General features: G+C 45.7%; 19 protein-coding genes and 1 other RNA gene. 6 read left to right on the top strand and 14 right to left on the bottom strand.

Features of this window, described 5'->3' with window-relative positions; all coding sequences use genetic code 11:
- Nucleotides 1-17: 17 nt before the first annotated feature.
- Nucleotides 18-1,112, bottom strand: a complete 1,095-nt coding sequence (locus NLX78_RS01325; RefSeq protein ID WP_134902526.1) for a quinone-dependent dihydroorotate dehydrogenase — start codon at nucleotides 1,110-1,112, stop codon at nucleotides 18-20.
- Between the two features lie 217 nt (nucleotides 1,113-1,329).
- Between NLX78_RS01325 and NLX78_RS01320 the strand changes: the two genes are divergently transcribed.
- A complete protein-coding gene (locus NLX78_RS01320; protein WP_023988033.1) occupies nucleotides 1,330-1,476 on the top strand; it encodes a hypothetical protein in 147 nt (48 codons plus the stop codon).
- Between the two features lie 27 nt (nucleotides 1,477-1,503).
- On the opposite strand, the gene NLX78_RS01315 is transcribed toward NLX78_RS01320, so the two are convergent.
- From NLX78_RS01315 to NLX78_RS01305, 3 genes are all read right to left on the bottom strand, one after another.
- Entirely contained in the window at nucleotides 1,504-2,928 is a 1,425-nt protein-coding gene (locus NLX78_RS01315) for a L,D-transpeptidase (RefSeq protein ID WP_254349423.1), read from the bottom strand.
- A 249-nt stretch (nucleotides 2,929-3,177) separates the two neighbouring features.
- Complete coding sequence (locus NLX78_RS01310) at nucleotides 3,178-3,420, bottom strand: ferredoxin (protein WP_013309730.1); 243 nt, start codon at nucleotides 3,418-3,420, stop codon at nucleotides 3,178-3,180.
- 161 nt (nucleotides 3,421-3,581) lie between these two features.
- Complete coding sequence (locus NLX78_RS01305; RefSeq protein WP_023988030.1) at nucleotides 3,582-4,862, bottom strand: DNA polymerase IV; 1,281 nt, start codon at nucleotides 4,860-4,862, stop codon at nucleotides 3,582-3,584.
- A 293-nt stretch (nucleotides 4,863-5,155) separates the two neighbouring features.
- On the opposite strand from NLX78_RS01305, the gene cimA reads away from it, so the two are divergent.
- Nucleotides 5,156-6,772 (top strand): citramalate synthase, encoded by a 1,617-nt coding sequence (gene cimA, locus NLX78_RS01300; RefSeq protein WP_254349422.1) that lies wholly within the window; start codon nucleotides 5,156-5,158, stop codon nucleotides 6,770-6,772.
- 39 nt (nucleotides 6,773-6,811) lie between these two features.
- Here cimA and NLX78_RS01295 read toward each other — a convergent pair whose 3' ends face one another.
- The 4 genes from NLX78_RS01295 to NLX78_RS01280 form a co-directional block, all read right to left on the bottom strand.
- On the bottom strand, nucleotides 6,812-7,456 hold the full coding sequence (locus NLX78_RS01295) for a TlpA family protein disulfide reductase (RefSeq protein WP_254349421.1): 645 nt from the start codon (nucleotides 7,454-7,456) through the stop codon (nucleotides 6,812-6,814).
- 172 nt (nucleotides 7,457-7,628) lie between these two features.
- A complete protein-coding gene (locus tag NLX78_RS01290; RefSeq protein ID WP_061828597.1) occupies nucleotides 7,629-8,366 on the bottom strand; it encodes an exonuclease domain-containing protein in 738 nt (245 codons plus the stop codon).
- Nucleotides 8,363-9,445 (bottom strand): DUF294 nucleotidyltransferase-like domain-containing protein, encoded by a 1,083-nt coding sequence (locus NLX78_RS01285; RefSeq protein WP_254349420.1) that lies wholly within the window; start codon nucleotides 9,443-9,445, stop codon nucleotides 8,363-8,365. Before NLX78_RS01285 ends, NLX78_RS01290 begins: the two co-directional genes overlap by 4 nt.
- Nucleotides 9,446-9,493: 48 nt before the next feature.
- The gene (locus NLX78_RS01280; protein WP_039270006.1) at nucleotides 9,494-10,897 is read right to left on the bottom strand and encodes an ammonium transporter; all 1,404 of its coding nucleotides are present in this window, start codon (nucleotides 10,895-10,897) and stop codon (nucleotides 9,494-9,496) included.
- A gap of 294 nt (nucleotides 10,898-11,191) precedes the next feature.
- Between NLX78_RS01280 and NLX78_RS01275 the strand changes: the two genes are divergently transcribed.
- Nucleotides 11,192-11,623 carry a MerR family transcriptional regulator gene (locus NLX78_RS01275; protein ID WP_023988024.1) on the top strand — a complete coding sequence of 144 codons (432 nt, stop codon included), beginning with the start codon at nucleotides 11,192-11,194 and terminating at the stop codon, nucleotides 11,621-11,623.
- A gap of 39 nt (nucleotides 11,624-11,662) precedes the next feature.
- Complete coding sequence (locus tag NLX78_RS01270; RefSeq protein WP_023988023.1) at nucleotides 11,663-12,334, top strand: zinc metallopeptidase; 672 nt, start codon at nucleotides 11,663-11,665, stop codon at nucleotides 12,332-12,334.
- Nucleotides 12,335-12,424: 90 nt separating this feature from the next.
- On the opposite strand, the gene gltC is transcribed toward NLX78_RS01270, so the two are convergent.
- Together gltC and NLX78_RS01260 are read right to left on the bottom strand one after the other, a co-directional pair.
- The gene (gltC, locus tag NLX78_RS01265; RefSeq protein ID WP_039270004.1) at nucleotides 12,425-13,363 is read right to left on the bottom strand and encodes a glutamate biosynthesis transcriptional regulator GltC; all 939 of its coding nucleotides are present in this window, start codon (nucleotides 13,361-13,363) and stop codon (nucleotides 12,425-12,427) included.
- Between the two features lie 98 nt (nucleotides 13,364-13,461).
- Nucleotides 13,462-14,085, bottom strand: coding sequence for a rhomboid family intramembrane serine protease (locus NLX78_RS01260; protein WP_061828599.1), 624 nt, complete (start codon nucleotides 14,083-14,085; stop codon nucleotides 13,462-13,464).
- Between the two features lie 119 nt (nucleotides 14,086-14,204).
- On the opposite strand from NLX78_RS01260, the gene tpx reads away from it, so the two are divergent.
- Nucleotides 14,205-14,723 (top strand): thiol peroxidase, encoded by a 519-nt coding sequence (tpx, locus tag NLX78_RS01255; protein WP_023988020.1) that lies wholly within the window; start codon nucleotides 14,205-14,207, stop codon nucleotides 14,721-14,723.
- A gap of 91 nt (nucleotides 14,724-14,814) precedes the next feature.
- Here the strand turns inward: tpx and NLX78_RS01250 are convergent, their stop codons facing one another.
- The 4 genes from NLX78_RS01250 to cshA all read right to left on the bottom strand — a co-directional run bounded on the left by NLX78_RS01250 (nucleotide 14,815) and on the right by cshA (nucleotide 18,245).
- A complete protein-coding gene (locus NLX78_RS01250) occupies nucleotides 14,815-15,207 on the bottom strand; it encodes a DUF1499 domain-containing protein (protein ID WP_013309718.1) in 393 nt (130 codons plus the stop codon).
- A gap of 211 nt (nucleotides 15,208-15,418) precedes the next feature.
- A non-coding RNA gene (gene ssrS, locus NLX78_RS01245) (6S RNA) lies at nucleotides 15,419-15,613 on the bottom strand.
- Between the two features lie 58 nt (nucleotides 15,614-15,671).
- Complete coding sequence (locus tag NLX78_RS01240; RefSeq protein WP_061828600.1) at nucleotides 15,672-16,433, bottom strand: YesL family protein; 762 nt, start codon at nucleotides 16,431-16,433, stop codon at nucleotides 15,672-15,674.
- Between the two features lie 222 nt (nucleotides 16,434-16,655).
- Nucleotides 16,656-18,245 (bottom strand): degradosome RNA helicase CshA, encoded by a 1,590-nt coding sequence (gene cshA / locus NLX78_RS01235; RefSeq protein WP_029516709.1) that lies wholly within the window; start codon nucleotides 18,243-18,245, stop codon nucleotides 16,656-16,658.
- 325 nt (nucleotides 18,246-18,570) lie between these two features.
- Between cshA and NLX78_RS01230 the strand changes: the two genes are divergently transcribed.
- Complete coding sequence (locus NLX78_RS01230; RefSeq protein ID WP_025722295.1) at nucleotides 18,571-19,392, top strand: YitT family protein; 822 nt, start codon at nucleotides 18,571-18,573, stop codon at nucleotides 19,390-19,392.
- Nucleotides 19,393-19,503: the final 111 nt, after the last annotated feature.

The following is a 19,503-nucleotide window of genomic DNA, read 5'->3' as shown; positions in this document are numbered from 1 at the left end:
CTTCCGACAACGCTTTTTTATCTGTGATCTGCACCAACAGCCTCGGTAATGTGTCTAAAGCCGTCCTTTCGAAGCAGCTCACGCAGGCCAGCATGTATAGCCCTATTTACTTCCGGCCCTTCGTAGATCAATGCTGTATAAATTTCAATCAGGCTTGCGCCTGCTTTAATTTTGTCATAGGCATCACGACTCGTGAAGATGCCGCCCGATCCGATGATAGGCAGCTTACCTTCCGTCTGGCGGTACACCCGTCCGATGACCTCTGTGGAACGGTCACGCAGCGGCTTACCACTCAGCCCTCCTGTTTCACTCGCATTTCGGTGCGTCAGACCAGCTCTGGATATTGTTGTATTGGTCGCAATAATGCCGTCTACTCCACTGGCAGCAATCGCATCTGTCATATATTCCAATTCCTCATCCGATACATCTGGCGCAATTTTAACCAGTACAGACTTGGCATTGCCATACTTTTTCGCCTGAACTCCCATCTCTGCCCGAACCGCTTCCAATAGCGACTTCAGTTCATTACCATGCTGGAGCTTTCGTAAATCCGGCGTATTCGGCGAGCTAATATTCACTACAAAGAAGTCCGCATACGGATACAGTGCGGAAATACACTTTTCATAGTCCTTATGAGCATCCTCATTGGGCGTGATTTTATTTTTGCCGATATTAACTGCGACCGGAACAGGTCGATGTTTGAGTGCAGCCAGACGTTTGGCCATGCTCTCAGCACCCAGATTGTTAAAGCCCATCCGATTGACTAACGCCTCATCGGGAGGCAGTCGGAACAACCGGGGCCGATCATTGCCGGGCTGTCCCACAGGTGTCACCGTTCCCACTTCCATAAATCCAAACCCGATGGAAGAAAAACCAGTAACCGCTTCTGCATTTTTATCCAGTCCTGCAGCCAGTCCAATCGGGTTGGGAAAATGAATGCCAAACAGATCAACGGCAAGATCCTCCGTTTCCTTGACTCCGTACATCCCTCGCAGTGTCGCTGCTCCACCAGGGAGTGAGCCCGCATGTTTTAAGCCGTCAATGACTACATGATGGGCCGTTTCTGGACTCATTTTAAAAAAAACAGGTTTCGCAATCCTTCGATACAACACGATTCATCCACTCCGTTCTATGCCCTTGCACAATCCTAAAAAACATCTCTACAAAATAGTTTAGCTTTTTCCATACCAAAAAGAAAGTAATTTGCGAGGTGTAGCTCCAGAACAATTCAGTTGTCATGGAGATGTCATTGAAAATGTATAATCAAACCATTTACAATGGACATAGTAAGACAAGACCTTAGCCCGTTAGAAAAGAGGGATTGCTGATATGAAGACCAAGCGCAAGCCGCCCAGTCTGCAAAAGAAAAAGGATGAGGTGAACAAGAAAGCGATTGTTTGGACCGCCGTCAGCTTTGTTCTCCTCATCATTGTAATTATTCTGGTCATTGTTTTAGCACAAGCAGGAAATCGTTAAACACCAAGTAGCAATAGCATCAAAACGTTAATTTAGCCAGTGATAGGTTTTGCGGGGATTCGTCTGGTCATGCTGCGGCTCACTTGTAAATCGGGAACCAGGCACAAGCACTTGATCAGGCAATCCTCCGTTACCAATGACTACCTCCGTACCCGAAGGTACGAGTGCAAACAATTCCTCCACATCCTCTTTACCCATGCGGACGCAACCCAACGACTCATTTTTGCCAATGCTCTCCGGCTCGTTTGTACCATGAATGGCATAATTCGTTGCAGACAGTTGCATTCCACGGCTGCCAAACTCACCGTTGGATTTGCCGTTCGGATTTACTACTTTATCGGTAATCACAAACTTCCCTTCTGGTGTTCTTTCTCCACCCAAACCGATAGGATAATTCCGAATAAGTACATTGCCACTTACCAGAGCGAGCCTGTGTTTGGATTTGTCCACCACAATTCGCAGCGGTTGCCCCAGAAAAGGCTGTCCGTGCAATGACGATGCCAGTAATGGACTGCTTTCGGCCGACGAGTCAGCGTCTAAATCTACTGCCTTCCCTGTTCCCTGTCCTGATGAAGCAAGTAAATTACGCATAGGTGTAAAAGCCTTCTTCATCCCGTCTGTCGTACCGTACATCGTGTTAGCGGGAAAGTCTCGAGTCAATTCATCAAGACTCTGGGGAAGACGTTGATGCTGTGAGCGAAAAGCACGCATGGAGCTATTCAACACAGCTAATTCCTCCTGTCCAGCAGCCCATTTTAGACCTGCTTTGCGAAGATTTTCACTGTCTGACGGCTTGCAAGCACACGCAGCGGCGTCGTAAGACTGAACAGCTAATCCACCGTTTCCTTTGTTCTGTACACTAAGTAAGGGCTTCATACCCTCTCTCCAGAGCAGCCATGAGCCCCCTTGCTCCATACCCAACACTGTAGTCTTGGACGGCAGTCGGCTAGTCTTAGCCAACAAATCAGTAAGCCCCGTTCCAGCTCCACTCCCTTTTCGAGCTTGAGCCGTAAACACACCACCAACCACACCGATCTGGGCCATCTCCTTCGGATCAGCAGTGGCCACTTTCGTAACTTCAATATTATCAATTGCTACCTGCTCAGTTCCAGATGGAACTGATGCATTTTCATTTGAAGGTCTCGGTGAATTGGCTGAAGGAACCCATACGAGCAGTAGTACCATTAACGCAGTTAACAGGTGGCGTGTTCGAGCCGTCCTTCGCTCCTTCTCCTTGGACATTTGAACCAGTTTATCCTGATATTCCATCCATACGTCTGCCGGAATCTGTTTATGCTCGAAGGCTTCGAACACTTCTCCTGCACGATTAAAGCAATAATTTGCTTTGCCCTCCTGACCGCTGCTCTCATACTCTTTGCCGAGTAAATACCAGGCCATTTTATTATCAGGGTGTTTTTTTACATACGATTTAAGATGAGGCGAATGGTTCATCGGATCCTCCTGATCGTGTAATCTTGCATACTTCCTATTATGTATATCGGCAAAAATAGACTCGATGGACAGCACATAAGAAAAACGTCTATCGACGCACTTTCACGGAAGCTAGACCGCGCTTGGCATAGAATAGTTCACCTCCGCTGAACCATTCTATAATCTAAAAAAAACAGCACCAACAGCTTACTTTCACCGTTATACGGCGAAGGGAGCTGTCAGTGCTGTGCCTATCGAAGAAGCCTACGCTTAACCTTCTTTATTGAACGGCTCGTCTGCTACTTTGATGGAATCTGTAGGGCAACCGTCACAAGCATCCTGCATATCATCAAACAAATCTTCTGAGATCGCCTTGATGCCTTGGTTTGCATCCCCTTCAAAGATCACTTCTGCCAAACCTTCATCATCATAATCATAAATGTCTGGTGCTGTAGCGCCACACGCTCCGCAAGCAATGCATGTATCTTTTTCTACCCAAGTGTATTTAGCCATAACTTTTCTCTTCCTCCTATACAGTCAAACAAACCAGCTTTTGCATTCTATTCACATATTAATACAAACCCAATATTATTACAAATTATTTTCCTTTATCCTTCATGCAAAAAACACTTATAACGTAAGCTTCTGATGTTTGCAATAAATCACCCAGAAGTTCACTCCGGAGTTGGTAGATTGTCTTTTTGCAGCGAAGTTCCGCGCAACTTGGAGTTGCGAAGAAGTACCGAAGGATCATCTCCCAGCATCCCAGCGGTCAAAATTGCATTTTCACCAAACTTATCGCGCAGTGCATCCATCGTCTTCAATAAGCTTTCCTTCTTAGGCTGATCCTGGTATTCAAATAGATCCATTTGAACGGCCGCTTCCTCCTTTGGAATGAGCTGCTGTAGCGTAATCCCCAGCAAGCGCACTGGCTTATCCTCTCCCCAATGGCGACGATACAACGCACAAGCTTCCTTATATATGTCCTCTGCACTTTCCGTAGGAGTGCTCCTTACTTGAGAACGCGTAAAGGTCTTCATATCCGGCGTCCGAATCGTCAGTTGTATACCTCCTGCCAGCATACCGTGTCGTCGAAGCCGCCGGGCTACCTGATCACTAATGTTAAGAAGTACCCGTTGGGCTTCTTCCAGCTTTACCACATCCATAGGCAGGGTAGTCGTGTGACCAATGGACTTGTTTGGCTCCCGTTCAGTGCTGACTGGAGAATGGTTAATCCCATTAGCGGCCAATTTTAACCACGAACCCGTCACACCAAATACGCCAACCAGCATATGCTCATCAGCCTTAGCTAGTTGTCCAATGGTGCGAATGTTCATTTGTAGAAGCTTATCTGCCGTTTTGCGGCCCACACCAAACAATTGACCACAAGGAAGGTTCCACAAAATGTTGGGTACATCACGCAAACGTAGAATAGATATCCCGCGTGGTTTTTTCAGATCAGAGGCCATTTTGGCCAGCAACTTGTTGGGAGCAACTCCAATTGAACAGGGCAGACCCAGTTCGTCCTCTACTCTGCGCTGGATTTCCTCAGCAATTTCCATAGGTGTTCCAAACTGTTTGGAGCCAGAAATATCCAGATAGCACTCATCAATTGAAGTTGCTTCCAGCATAGGCGTATATGAATAGGCAATACTCATAAATGCCTTGGAATAACGACGATACAAGTGAAAATCAGGCTGTATTACGATGAGCTGCGGACAGATCCGACGAGCCTGCTGAACGACCATCCCTGTTGAAATGCCCAATCGTCGAGCTTCATAAGAGCAGGTTACAATTACACCTTTGCGCAGCTCACTACTGCCTGCCACCGCGGTAGGCAGTCCCTTATATTTCTCCGGCTCCTCCGCTGCATGAACGGAACAATAAAATGCATTCATATCCACATGTAGAATAACTCGTCCACCAGCCGGATAATAAGCACTGACATCTTTCATGCTCAACCCTTCTTTTTAACTGTAAATTCACCCGTCATCGCGGGAATATGTGTTTTGATTTTATACTTGAGATACCCTTAAATGCTATTTCTATTTTACATAAAAAATAAAGGTTTTGCGGCTAAAAATGATAATTATATATTACAATTGAAGTCATAAGTTGATATAATCGACTAACATACAAACACGACAAACTAACGCTTTCCTGTTTTTAAGCTTTAAACAACTAAATTAATGTGCTTAAAAAAGCAGAGCATCATCAATCTGAGCAATCCGCAAAGGAGGAGTCCCTCATGTCCACCGCTATTTCTATCTTTGACACAACGCTGCGAGACGGCACTCAAGGAGAAGGAATTAGCTTGTCTGCTGATGACAAATTGAAAATCGCCAAAAAACTCGATGATCTCGGTGTTCATTATATTGAAGGCGGGATTCCCGGAAGCAACAGCAAGGATATCGAATTTTTCAAACGGGTACAAGAGCTAGGCCTTCAGGCAAAGATTGTCGCCTTCGGCAGCACGCGCCGCAAAGATAGCATCGCAGCACAGGATGTCAATCTACAACGAATTCTGGAATCCGGCGCTCAGGCTGCTACACTTGTGGGTAAATCATGGGATTTTCATGTACACACCGCCCTACAGACGACACTGGAGGAAAATCTGTCTATGATTTACGACTCCATCGCCTTTTTAAAGCAAGGGGGCATGGAGGTTATTTTTGATGCCGAACATTTTTTTGACGGATATAAAAACAATCCCGAGTATGCAATGGCCGTTATGAAAAAAGCAGAAGAAGCAGGCGCGGATTGGCTCGTGATGTGCGATACAAACGGCGGTACCCTACCGCATGAGATTCAGGAAATTGTCACTATGCTGCAAAGCCAGATAACGAGGTCGCAGTTGGGTATTCATACACACAATGACTGCGAATTGGCAGTAGCGAACTCTTTAAGTGCTGTACAAGCAGGCGCAAGGCAGGTTCAGGGTACCATCAACGGCTACGGTGAACGGTGTGGTAACGCTAACCTGTGCTCCGTCATTCCTAATTTGCAGCTCAAGCTGGGCTACGACTGTCTAGATACTGAGAAGTTAAATCAACTCCACAATACAGCCCGCTTTGTGAGCGAAGTCGCCAACGTCAATATGCCTGTGAACCAGCCTTATGTAGGCAATGCAGCTTTTGCCCATAAGGGGGGCATCCACGTGTCAGCCATTCTGCGCGACTCGCGAACTTATGAGCACATCGCTCCTGAACTCGTGGGGAACAAGCAACGGGTCTTGGTCTCCGAACTGGCCGGGCAAAGCAACGTGGTATCCAAAGCGCAAGAGCTGGGCATCACCCTTGACCCATCTAGTGATGAGGCACGTGGCGTAATTAGCCGCATCAAGGAACTGGAGCATCAGGGGTACCAGTTTGAAGGCGCGGATGCTTCGTTGGAACTGCTCATTCGTGAAGCAGGTGGTGAAGTGAAGGAAATGTTCTCTTTTGAATCCTTCAAAGTGCTGGTAGAGAAAACTGCCGGCCGCCCGGTCGTATCCGAGGCATTTTTGAAACTGAATGTCGCAGGGACGAGTGTCTATACCGCAGCTGAAGGTAACGGTCCTGTCAACGCGCTCGATAACGCACTCCGCAAGGCTCTTTCTCAATATTTCCCTGCCTTGCGGGACATGCATTTGGCTGACTACAAGGTACGTGTGCTTGACGAAAAGGATGCCACCGCCGCCAAGGTACGTGTGCTCATTGAGTCTAAAAATTATGAGGACGTCTGGAGTAACGTAGGCGTATCCGAAAATGTAATTGAAGCCAGCTGGGAAGCTCTCTTGGACAGTTTCCGTTACGCATTATTGGAAGCACCGACTCCAAAAAACGATCAGACAGAGCTTACTCATCACGGATTAGTTAATCACTAATCAGGTGCTCGCATGAGCTTTTAAGGTGTCTTGGGGGGTCTACTCGGCTCCCAAAGACACCTTCTTTTTTTCAAGAGTTTCTATTTTGCGTTCCAACTCCTGCTCACTGAGCATGCCGATTATGATTTCGCGGACCTGTCCATGATGATCAACCATTACATGAGTTGGAAAAGCCACCCCTCCAAATCGTTCAAACAATGCTCCTTGCTCATCAAGTAAAATGGGAAATTGGAGGTCCAAAGAGCGGGAAAACCTCTGCACATCCTCCAATCGATCATAGCGAGTTACATTGATACCATACACATCCACATCATCTTTGTACTTACTATACAACTCATTCAGCATAGGCGCTTCTAATCGGCACGGATCGCACCACGAAGCCCAAAAGCTAATAACCAAAGCTTTATTGCGCGTGGCCCCTACATCGTAGGTCTTGCCGTTTAACCCCTTTAAAATCATAGAAGGAAGCCGTTGCCCAGGCTTTATCTTTTTCATTACCTCTACCGCAACTGTTTCATCCTCTACCTCTTTCTCAGCTTTAAGTCTTTCTCTACCGTATCCCTCTTTTAATGGTGCATTTTCCATGGACAGGTTTGCTGCATAAGTTGTGTTTTCAATAACTCCCCACGAAGCCCCAACCACAACCAGCATAACCATCGCTCTGATGAAAAAAAATCTTTTCACAGTCTTATCACCTGTCTTTCGTCTAAATGACCCTTACCTTCTCCATAGGATGCCCATACTGTTCACACCTCTAACCTTCTAAATCTGAACAGGACGCAAAAAAAACAGCAAACCCACGAAATCGCGAACTTGCTGTTTTTATGTGTATATGAATGCTATGCCTTGTACTGAATCAGGCATGACTTAAATGCGCGTAGACATCTGCCAAATTGGTCACATTACGCTTCAACATTTCCTGAACATACGCAACCCACAGCTTAGCGGTCATTTTCGCATCCTCTAACGCATGGTGCCGTCCTTCAATCGGAATGGATTGATAGGTCAACAATTCATCCAAACTGTAGGTTTGATGTTGCTGTGGCTCAAGCCATTTGGCAAGCATCATCGTATCCAGAACACGGTGAGTCAATTGAACTTTAGATGTTTTCCATAACGCAGCATTCAAAAAGGCCTTGTCATGAGCGCTAGCATGTGCCACAAGTACTCGCCCACCTACAAAGGACATAAAGTCGTGCAGTCCGTTCATAAGCGGTGGAGCTTCATCCGTCATTTCCCGGGTAATCCCAGTTAGCTCGGTAATATGCTCAGGAATCACAGTCCGTGGATTAACAAGCGTATAAAACTGCTCTTTTTCCATAATCATATCCCCGACAACCCGAATCGCCCCGAACGATAAAATCTCATCTCCATGCTGTGCTGAAAATCCCGTTGTCTCCAGATCAAAAACTACCGTCTCCAGACGATCCAGCGGGGTCCGCAATACTTCAGAGCGCCGTTGCTCCCGGGTTAAGGAGCGAATAAACGCCATCTGCTGAGCCGTAGGAGCCCCCATTACAGATGCGATCGCAGACGGCACTCCTCCTCTGCGGAGAGCGCTCCAGAAGCCACTTCCCTGCGCTGGTTCCTTCATGACCTTCTCCCTTCCATAAATCGCAACTGCCTTTGCAACGCACGATGCAGCCGTCGTACTGTCGAAAGCGCCTCGCGCAACTCATGCCAGCCTTTACTTTGTTTGAGCGGCTTTACAGCCAGGTAGCCATTGCTGACCAGCAATCCATCATTCTTCTTCACCGGAGTAGCCATTCGAAGCTGAAGCGCGATCCGAAAGGCTCGCTCGCAAGCATCGAGTAAAGGCAACGGCGCCGCTTCCAATGATGCGAGACGACTGAGCCTTTTGAGGGTGGAGGTTTCCTCTACACCATGTTGCAACGCCAAAAAACGGACTGCGTTCACCAGCGGAATGTACAACCCGTATTTCACATCAAAATCGCCCGCATGCTCACCGAAGCGCTCGGTAACAATCTGACCTAAAATATTAAGTGTCGCTTTATGCCTCACCGTGTTCCTAAGCACCGCCGAGGGTAAATCAGGATGTTTTCGGAACAACTCATAAAAACTTCGTTTCCAGTTTGCAGATAATTGCTCATCTCCAGCGATATGCCTCATATCAGACGAGATAATCAGATAACGGATCGGCTCCCAAGCAAAATCGTCCGACCATTTCGTTAGCTGTTCTTGCCATCCAGACAATGTTTGGCGCCACAACGGCTCCGAGCACATTACTTTCCCCTCACATTTGGGATATCCCAAATACTCTAACATCGCAGACACCCTGTGACCAAACTCTCTAAAATACAATTCTTTATCAGCAGATATTGTGTCACTGATAATCATACCGTTATCCTGGTCACTCCACAGCGTCGATTCCGAGCGCCCCATGCTTCCGAAGGCTATAAATGCATAAGGGACGGGAGGAGGGCCGAAGCCATCCTCAACCATCCCTTTTTCACACATTTGTACAGCTCTGGCCGCGATGCGGTCATGCATTTCATTCGCCGTTCGTAACCAGTCTGATAACGGAGCGGAGGCTTGGGAAGCCAGCAGCCATTTTTGAGAGTCGACCCTGGCCTGCCTTAGCGATTCAGGCGTATCTGCATGATCCATCGCTTCAGCGGAACTCACCCAAGAGGCCTTATTTTGCAGTTCCATACTTCCATCTCCTCCGCTCATCCATACTGGTTCTTTATATTTTACATATTAGTTCACAATTCCAGAACGCTTTTCAGCCTCGGCAACCAACTTCATTTGCTCAGGATAGCCGTACGTACCGTGTTCACTGATATCCAGTCCCATCGTTTCTTCCTCTTCCGTAACGCGAATACCCATAATCGCTTTCATCGCACCCAGAATAATGAAGGAAATGACGAACACGAAAGCCAAAGTGCCAATCAGTCCAAGCAGCTGTACTCCTAATTGGGTAAATCCACCACCATAGAACAGACCCGCTTGACCTACACCTGTTATTTTTACAAGTTCAGGAGTAGCGAAGAACCCTGTGGACACTGCGCCCCACATCCCTGCAACACCATGCACGGAGAAAGCATATACCGGGTCATCTACTCTTGCACGCTCGAACCATTGCGCTGTGAAGAAAGTGACGATCCCTGCAACTGCACCAATGACCAGTGCCGCCCAAGGGGCTACAAAGGCACAAGAACCAGTAATAGCAACCAAAGCCGCCAGCACACCGTTTAGCATAGCAGGAATATCTGCTTTTCCATATACCATCCAGGATACGAGCAAAGCGAAAACCCCACCTGCCGCAGCAGCAATATTGGTAGTCAAGGCCACATATCCAAAGAATCCGTCGTTCATAGCCGATACAGCACTACCTGGGTTAAACCCAAACCAACCAAACCAGAGAATAATAACACCCAAGATAGAGTACACCTGATTATGACCAGGGATAATGTTCGGCTTGCCATCTTTATTGAACTTTCCCAGACGCGGTTTGAGCAGCAGTGTAGCGACGAGTGCCGCCGTAGCGCCTGTCAAATGAACTACCGTCGAACCGGCATAATCCTGCATGCCTAACTTACCAAGCCATCCGCCGCCCCACACCCAGTGAGCTACAACCGGATAGATCACGATAGAGAACAAAATACCGAAGATAATGTATACACTTAATTTTGCACGCTCTGCCATTCCCCCACATGCGATAGAAAGTGATACCGCAGCGAAAGCAAAGTGGAACAAAAACATAATTGTAATCGGAACATCCAGACCTGAAAGAGCATCAAACGATGCAGCAGCATTCGTACCACTCATGAAGAAACCCGTCAGTCCCATAAATCCGTTGCCGCCATCATTACCAAATCCGAATCCAAATCCAAGTGCCCAGAAGGACAAAGCCGCAACACCTGTGGTGAGAATCGTTTTACCAGCGACATGGCCTGCATTCTTCATTCGTGTCGAGCCTGCCTCCAGCAATGCAAATCCCGCTTGCATAAAAAATACAAGTATAAATGCCAAGAACGTAAAGGCCGTGTTTAGCCCGGCTTGAAGTTGAATATTTGTCGGACCGTCAGCAGCAAACGCACCTACCGGAAAAGCTAATACTGTCAGCATGGCCAATAATACAACTAACCACTTTTTTCTCATGAAGCCCACTCCCTCGAATGTTAAGTTTCTTTACATTTCGTGAAATTCTTATTGTCATTATAATCAGAATACATGAAAGTTGACAAGATTTTTTTTATTATGTTAAAAAAACATGGTCCCAAACACTCCATGTCACATTTACTAACTATAAAAGTAGCTTGTTTCCGTCCAAAAAAAGCATGACGTTTGACTGTATGGTTGGGAATCATGTAAAATATTCTTTATATACACTCCGTTTGCAAATGCTAATATTGAAGGTTGAACGAAGAGCGCGAGGTGAAGACAGATGGGGATATGAAGCTGTATCGAATTGGTGAGCTAGCCAAGGCGGCTGGTGTCAGCGAACGAACTATTGATTATTACACAAAGCTTGGTTTGATCACACCTGAAGAACGATCATTGAAAAATTATCGTCTTTATAATGATGAAACCTTAAACAGGCTTGAACGTATTAACCAAATGAAACAAGAGAAGTATAGCCTTGAGGAAATCAGACAGACACTGATTAAATGGAACTCGGTCGCGGGGGAAGAGCACGTCACTGACAAACTAACGAGTCTAGAGATGCACATGCAGCGTCTAGAACGTGAAGTCAATGAACTACAGCCTCTTTTGGGGCAGCTCAAGCCCGTTCAAGCGCGCAAGTTGCTTACTGGTCTACTACCACAAAGCGCCGCTTGTATCGAAGCTCTGAAGTATCTGCTGGAGCATAGTTCTATGATGTAGATGCCCGGGCTATGATGAACAATAATGGAGGGTTGCTTTATGATGGGTATGTATATATTGATTATTCTTGCGTTCGGATTATCCTTATGGGCGCAATTCCGTGTAAAAGGTACTTTTAATAAATGGTCTGATGTCCCAAATGAAAATGGGTTAACCGGTTATGATGCAGCTCGGCATATGCTGGATCGCAATGGTTTGCATGATGTGCCTATTGAACCAGTACCTGGTGCGTTATCTGACCATTATGATCCAATGCAAAGAGTCGTGCGGCTATCCGAGCCCGTTTATTATGAAAAATCGATTTCTGCAGTTGCCGTAGCTTGTCACGAGGTCGGTCATGCCATTCAGCATAAAGAGCATTATCCCATGCTAGCACTCCGTCATCGGATCTTTCCGATCGTAAACTTCGCTTCCGGGATTGCACCATTTCTGCTGATTGCCGGTTTCTTATTCAGCTATACGAACCTGATTGGCTTGGGTATTATCTTTTTCTCGGCTACTGTTGCCTTTCAATTAATTACATTACCGGTTGAATTTAATGCTTCCAACCGCGCCCGGGAAATTATGGTTTCCGAAGGGTTTATCCGTAGTGATGAAGAACGGGGTATCGCCAAAGTATTAAATGCTGCTGCATTAACTTATGTGGCTGCAGCTCTCGTTTCCTTGCTGGAACTAATTCGCTTAATCGGTATCTTTAACAGCCGGGATTAATTGCTTGTGTTGCAAAAAAGGTTGTTCCTCCACCAAGTTAACGGTAGAGGAACAACCTTTTTTTCTTTATCTAAAACCAACCAGCTATACTCACTGCCCTAAATCCGCTTTTGCACTTCCATTCGGAGTAGCAACACTACCTTTAAGACCAAAATATTGCAACAAAAAAGTCCGGAATGACTTTGCAACTAATGGTAGCTTGTCATCTTTGCGATGAATCAAGCCTATAGTTCGCGTGACCTCTGGATCAACAATTGACACTCTTGCAGGTTGAAGCGGGTTGGTCTGAAACAACGCCATTTCAGGCAAAAGACTGACTCCCATACCAGCCGCAACTAATCCGCGAATCGTATCTGTTTCTTCACCTTCAAAAGCAATATCTGGCGTAAATCCTGCCTCCAGACAAGCCTGCCAGACAATCGGGCGTAACGAATATCCATCTCTGAACAGGATGAATTTTTCTCCTTTAAGCTGACTCAGCGTGATGTGTTTGGCCGTGGCTAAAGGATGATTGGGCGGGAGAACAGCAAACAACTCCTCGGTCAGCACCACGTCCCCCTCTACATGATCATGACGATCTGGAAAAGGAGATACAAAAGCCAAATCCACCTCACCCGCTAACACATCACGAATTAAACTCGGGTACATCCCCTGTTTAAATCTGAATTTAACATTGGGATACCGCTTTCGGAATTCAGCCACCACCGTAGGAATAAGATGAATCCCCAAACTGTGCGGAAAACCGATGCGGATTTCGCCCCCCTCAGGGTCCAAAAACTCATGAACCTCCAAAACAGCTCGCTCTAGATCTTTTATAATCGTCTCAACCCGTTTGCAAAATAGCTGTCCCACTGGCGTTAGCTGCAAATTGCGACCCTTTTGCATAAAAAGATTAACTCCCAGCTCCTCTTCAAGCTGATGAATTTGCCGGCTTACCGCAGATTGCGCCACATGTAGCTCCTCGGCTGCCTGAGTGACATGTTCTTTTTGCGCTACCTTCATGAAGTATTGCAACTGTCGTAATTCCACTCCGATATTCGCTCCAATCTGTTTTTCAACATCCGGAAGAAGACGTCAATCGAACATCATCCTCTTTCTTACCCTGCTAACTTACGGTAAAACTGTCTTTAGTGACGTTTGCGTTGGCCAGTCAATCTGATCATTAATCCATAAAGGAAAAACCCACTGAGCAATCCCCCGAAGTGAGCCGTCCAGTTAATGTTCGCTACAGCGAAAGAAAACAGGATACCAAACCCAAGCAGCGTGTACAGCGTTTTGCGCGAGGCGTCATCCATCAGTGACCGCTGGAACAGGGCAACGTATAGGAATGCTCCATAGATGCCATAAATCGCTCCTGAGGCTCCTACAGAGACTGTCGTTTCCGCCATCATGTTGTAATGCGCGATGGACAGTATGTTCCCTACAATGCCCGTGACCAGATACAATAGCACATAGCGGAAGGACCCCAGCAAACGCTCCAGCGGAGGAGCGAATACGAGTATGGCGAAGGAATTGAACAGAAGATGATCAAACCCTGCATGTAAAAACATGGCTGATACATATCGCCACAGCTGATCAGTGAATGGCGCTTCATTAATCAAAGCTCCATATCGGATCAGCGTCAAACTATTTTCCGATCCACCCTGTACGGTGAGTACAATAAACATCACAATATTAATGAGCAAAATCAGACAGGTCACTGGGTAAAACCGCAAATAACTTTTCCAGTTCTCATAACGTAAAAAAATCAAGGCAATCCTTCCTTCATGGGTGTCTCCACCTTATTCAAATTGGACAATGTCTTTTATAAAAGATTATAATAGATTTCGGCAACGATAACCAATGCTAAAAACCAAGGAGGCTATTACATATGGCACAAGAACGTACAGGAGCTGCTACTTTTAAAGGCAATCCTTTGACACTCTTAGGACCTGAACTGAAGGTTGGAGACCAGGCACCTGATTTCAAATTACAGAAAAACCTGCTAGAAGCAGCTACGCTCCAAGACTTTGCGGGCAAAGTCAAATTGATCAGTGTTGTTCCTTCTTTGGATACAGGCGTGTGTGACGCACAGACTCGACGTTTTAACCAAGAAGCTGATTCCCTTGGGGATCAAGTCGTGGTGCTAACTGTCAGCGTCGATCTGCCTTTCGCTCAAGCTCGTTGGTGCGGTGCTGCCGGTATCGACCGCGTATTGACACTGTCCGACTATAAGGATCATTCCTTCGGCGAAGCTTATGGTGTGTTCATCAAGGAATTCCATTTGGATCATAGAGCTATTTTTGTAATTGATCAAAATGACAAAATCGCTTACGTAGAATACTTGAGCGAAATGTCCGAACATCCTGACTATGACCAAGCGATTGCAGCAGTGAAAAAACTCGTCTAAATCAGACTGAATATTAAAAAAGCGAGTGAAGGGTTGCCTTCCTCGCTTTTTTTGACGTTTATCTGCCACATCACTGCTCACACATCTACAATTACTGCACGACCTTATGAGCGGACAGCTTCTTGTCAATCACAGCGAACAGTTGCAAAATGATGCGGTAATTCGCGCCCAAGTCCCCTAGCGATCCGCGTGAAGCAGAATAAATATCCACCGCACTCCGAACTGGCGAGACGGACAATATGGAAACGGTAATGTCGACGGTTCTACCGAACGCCGTTCGCTTCTCTAACGTAATCTCACCTACAGATGCTACCTCATGGAGTACCTTGTAGCCAGGAATTTTTTTCAAAATAGATGATACTTCTTCCCAAGCCTTGTCTCTCGATAAGTTATAATAGCGTGTCTTCATTTGGGGGTCCTTGACCCGGTCGCTTGTACCTTCTTGGCTGCGCACAATCCCTACCAGAGTCCTCTTCAACGACAAGACATTTCCTCCTTCACGATAATCGTTGCCGAAATGCAGCACATCGGTTTTTTTGCTGCAAGCGCTTTATAAAAACGTTAAACAACAAAAAGTTAACCGACCATACCTGTGGTATGCGACCTTAGTACCTCATGTCTTAGTTTAACATTGTTGCATACAAAAAACACCCTGTTTCTGCACGAAGCATGAACAGAGTGTATTCATTATCTTTGGAGTACCCGCCGATGCCGTCCGACCATAGCGTCTTCTGAACCTGCTTTAGCAGGTGGGTGACCGCAGAATAAACTTTTGAAGTCCCCTTGTCAGGAATTGACAGGGCTTTTCAGCTATTCATCCGTATAGATCTCCCTAGACATTGTCATTGGTTCAAAACAACAAATGACCGTAACGTGCATCGCAGGATGTGACCTTATTATAGCGCTTCTCACTCAGAAAGTAAATGCTAGGAGAAATATGTTTTATTTTTAGGGGTTATCACTTTTTTTGTCTTCAATGCTTGCCGTATCTTCATCTTTCTGCTTCATCTTTTCCATTTGATCCTGCATTTTGAGGAACGTTCCGTAAAAATTAAAGAAAGCGAACCAGGCAACCACGCTGCCAATGAAGAATAGGAAAAGCACAGGATATTTGACTCCGATAAATATAACAACAGCGCTGCCGAGCAGGGTAGAAAATACACGAAATGGTCGAATCAGCGTCAGTAACACCGCATTTTTAATAATTTGTCCGGTAGACATATGATAATGAGCCACCATCGAAAAGAAGTTAAACATAGACACAAGCAAAATAATGATAAGAATAAGCATAATTACGCCGACGATTTGCAAGTTGCTGAGTTGTGTCATATATACGGTATAATCCACATACATGATGACAAACAGCAACGTGTAAAAGATACCCCCGATCAAACTTTGCTTATAATTCTCTTTATACCCTTTAAAAAAGGTACGAAACACGCCCGTATCGGTATCGCCCATTACCCATTTGCGAACCACTGTGAACATAGCCGATGTGGCTGGAAATAAAGTAAGCGGTGCCAAAATAGCCATCGCCCAATTCATTTGTAAAGACTCATTAGCCAAATTCTGATTCATTACAAGTAGTTTCAGTATGAGGCAGAACACAAAAGGCGACGAACATAACACCCATAACAAATTTGTAGCCGCCAGTCGGGTAATCCACTCGGTCAGGCGGTAAATACCACCCATAGCTCCTTTAAACTCCAATGTCAGTCTCTCCCTCCGCAAGCCTTGGCAGTTCCAAGACTCATGTTGCTATGCCTATAAATTCCGGCTCTTGACTATATCATACCGTATTTCAGCCCTAATACGCCAGTGAAATCAATACGTGACCCATTAAAGCAGATCTCTAAAAGGTTCATACATACTGATTAATCATAACAAAAAAGCCGAAGCTTCATCTGCTTCGACTTTTCATTATTTCATTTCTTATTCGGAAGAGGAATCTTCACGTCTTGCAGGACGACGAGTTTCTCCATTGCTACTCGGGCGTGGTTTGCGATCTCCACTATAGCGGCTTCCGGAATCACGGTTGTAGCCACCGCCTTCTTTGCCACGGTTGTAACCGCCATATCCACCTTTGCTTCCACTACCGCCGCTACCACCAGAACGGTTGGAATTGTAACCACCGTTGCTGCGACCGCTATAGTTAGAAGGCTTGCGACCGCCAGAACGCACGTCTGGTTTACGACGTTTTGCACGGATTGGATCTTCTGGAGTCAGTTCAATCGATGCTTCTCTCTTCTCACCAGTCATCAGCTTCAGAGCTGCAGAGAGAAGTTGTACAGAATCATATTGCTCCAGCATTTGAATAGCCAAACCTTTATACTCGTTCAGCTCACCGCTTTCTACAGCCTCTAGGAGACGTTCAGCAATGATACGTTGTTTACCTTCCAGAGCTTCAGCCAACGTTGGAAGCGGCTTGCGTGGAATGCGGTGACGAGTTACACGTTCGATAAAGTGCAAATGGTCAATTTCACGAGGCGTTACGAAAGACCAAGCTTCCCCTTCTTTACCTGCACGTCCAGTACGTCCAATACGGTGAACATAGCTTTCTGGATCTTGCGGAAGGTCAAAGTTAACAACGTGAGTTACGCCGGAAACGTCCAAACCACGGGCAGCTACGTCAGTCGCTACGAGCACGTCGATGCTTCCGTCACGGAATTTACGCATTACAGCATCACGTTGGTTTTGAGACAAGTCACCGTGTAAACCGTCTGCAGAATATCCGCGTTTTTGCAGAGCTTCAGCCAGCTCGTCTACCCGACGCTTGGTACGACCAAATACGATAGCAAGTTCTGGGGATTCCATGTCGATCAAACGGCTCAATGCTTCGAATTTTTGACGCTCAGGAACTTCGATATAGGCCTGATCAATCAGTGGAGCACTAACTTGTTTAGGAATAACTGAAACATGCTCAGGATTTTTGAGGAATTGCTCAGCCAATCTTTTAATATTAGGAGGCATTGTAGCCGAGAAAAGCATCGTTTGACGCTCGTCTGGAACTTGCTTCAGAATGGATTGAATATCTTCCATGAAGCCCATATCCAACATTTCATCTGCTTCATCCAAAACCACTGTGTTTACATCTTCCAGCTTGATGGTTTTGCGATTAATATGGTCAAGCAAGCGTCCTGGCGTACCAATAATAATTTGAGGTTTCTTTTTCAAAGCACGAATCTGGCGTACGATATCTTGTCCACCATAGATTGGCAAAGTACGAAGACCTTTGAAACGGGAAAGTTTTTCGATTTCTTCAGCTACCTGGATAGCAAGCTCACGTGTTGGTGCCATGATCAGGGCTCTGATTTTTTCGTCGCTTCTAGAAATTTTGTTAATCAGCGGAATACCAAACGCAGCGGTTTTACCAGTACCTGTTTGGGCTTGGCCAATCATGTCTCTGCCTTGCAGTGCAATCGGGATGGATTGGGATTGAATTGGTGTTGCTTCTTCAAAGCCCAGTTCTGTAATCGCCTGAATTACTTTCGGTTCAAGATCAAATTCTGCAAATGTCGTCAAATTTATTCAAACTCCTTCATAATGGTGGATGTGGTGGACAATCCACAATGTTGTCTGTATTCTTAAGTAGCGATATTATTGTATAAGTTTTCCCCAATACAGTGACAGTTTATTTAGACCTATAACTGTATCTTTCTGTAATAAATTTGGGGAACCTATCCGATACATCTTAAACGAATTTATCCTTTTTAAAACAGTTTAAATTTTAAGTGTTTCTCTGGACATAGGTCCCTACTCAAGAATATCCACATCGCATTATAGCACAGAACAATTCATGAATACCAGCAAGTTGCTTCCCGTATAATTTAAATGAGGTGAAAATAAGTTGTTAAAAATAGTGTTAAACTGCTTAACTGTCATTCTTGGAGCCGCTGCCATTGCATGCGGTTTTAATCTGTTTCTCGTGCCACACCACTTGCTGAGCGGGGGAGTAGCCGGTCTTTCCATGTTAATTGGCTACTTCACAAAATTTGATATCAGCGCGATGTATTTTATTATCAATATTCCGATGCTTATTGCAGGCTGGTTTATTTTAGGCAAGCGTTTTATTAGCCTGAGCATTTTATCCGTTGTCGTTACAACGTGGATTTTGGCCTGGGTGCCGGTGCAATCTGTCGTATCGGACCCCCTGCTAGCCTCCGTTTTTGGTGGGGTGATGATCGGCGTTGGAGCAGGAATTTCCTTTCGGGTAGGGGGTTCTACGGGCGGTTTTGACATTATCGGTTCCATCGTCACTCGTTATCGTGACTTCCCCGTAGGAACTGTACTTGTTGGCATGAATGGACTGGTTATTCTTGCAGCAGGATATTTGAACGATGATTGGAATATTGCACTTGCGTCCATGCTATCTATTTTTGTGACTGGCAAGGTATTGGATCAAATCTATGTCAGTCACACGAAGATTACCGTCTACATTATTACAGAACACACCGACAAGCTACTGGAGCGGATGTTGACCACACCACGCGGTGTTAGCAAAATAAAAATTGAAGGCGCATTTTCACATACCGAAAAGGACATGCTGATGACTGTCACGACACGCTACGAGCTAGTTGAATTAAAACGGATCATTAAAGAAGTGGACCCTTCAGCTTTTGTCAATATTGTGGAAACGGTTGGGGTGATGGGTTCATTTCGCCGAAGATAAGCACAAACCCAAGTGTCAAAATACAGTTTCTGTGGTACACTATATGTGCGCTGTTCCCATAGTATATAAAGACCAGCTTTACCTGCTATTTCACAGGCACTTTGCTTTTCC

Origin of the sequence: Paenibacillus sp. Lou8.1, assembly GCF_024213565.1 — a bacterium.
Taxonomy (GTDB): domain Bacteria; phylum Bacillota; class Bacilli; order Paenibacillales; family Paenibacillaceae; genus Paenibacillus; species Paenibacillus polymyxa_B.
This window is presented reverse-complemented; position numbering and strand designations above follow the sequence as displayed.

Bases quoted from the DNA above. Each gene is read 5' to 3' on its own strand.
- NLX78_RS01320 (WP_023988033.1), top strand. From the start codon at position 1,330: ATGAAGACCAAGCGCAAGCCGCCCAGTCTGCAAAAGAAAAAGGATGAG.
- NLX78_RS01315 (WP_254349423.1), bottom strand. From the start codon at position 2,928: ATGAACCATTCGCCTCATCTTAAATCGTATGTAAAAAAACACCCTGAT.
- NLX78_RS01310 (WP_013309730.1), bottom strand. From the start codon at position 3,420: ATGGCTAAATACACTTGGGTAGAAAAAGATACATGCATTGCTTGCGGA.
- NLX78_RS01305 (WP_023988030.1), bottom strand. From the start codon at position 4,862: ATGAAAGATGTCAGTGCTTATTATCCGGCTGGTGGACGAGTTATTCTA.
- cimA (WP_254349422.1), top strand. From the start codon at position 5,156: ATGTCCACCGCTATTTCTATCTTTGACACAACGCTGCGAGACGGCACT.
- NLX78_RS01290 (WP_061828597.1), bottom strand. From the start codon at position 8,366: ATGAAGGAACCAGCGCAGGGAAGTGGCTTCTGGAGCGCTCTCCGCAGA.
- NLX78_RS01285 (WP_254349420.1), bottom strand. From the start codon at position 9,445: ATGGAACTGCAAAATAAGGCCTCTTGGGTGAGTTCCGCTGAAGCGATG.
- NLX78_RS01280 (WP_039270006.1), bottom strand. From the start codon at position 10,897: ATGAGAAAAAAGTGGTTAGTTGTATTATTGGCCATGCTGACAGTATTA.
- NLX78_RS01275 (WP_023988024.1), top strand. From the start codon at position 11,192: ATGAAGCTGTATCGAATTGGTGAGCTAGCCAAGGCGGCTGGTGTCAGC.
- NLX78_RS01270 (WP_023988023.1), top strand. From the start codon at position 11,663: ATGATGGGTATGTATATATTGATTATTCTTGCGTTCGGATTATCCTTA.
- tpx (WP_023988020.1), top strand. From the start codon at position 14,205: ATGGCACAAGAACGTACAGGAGCTGCTACTTTTAAAGGCAATCCTTTG.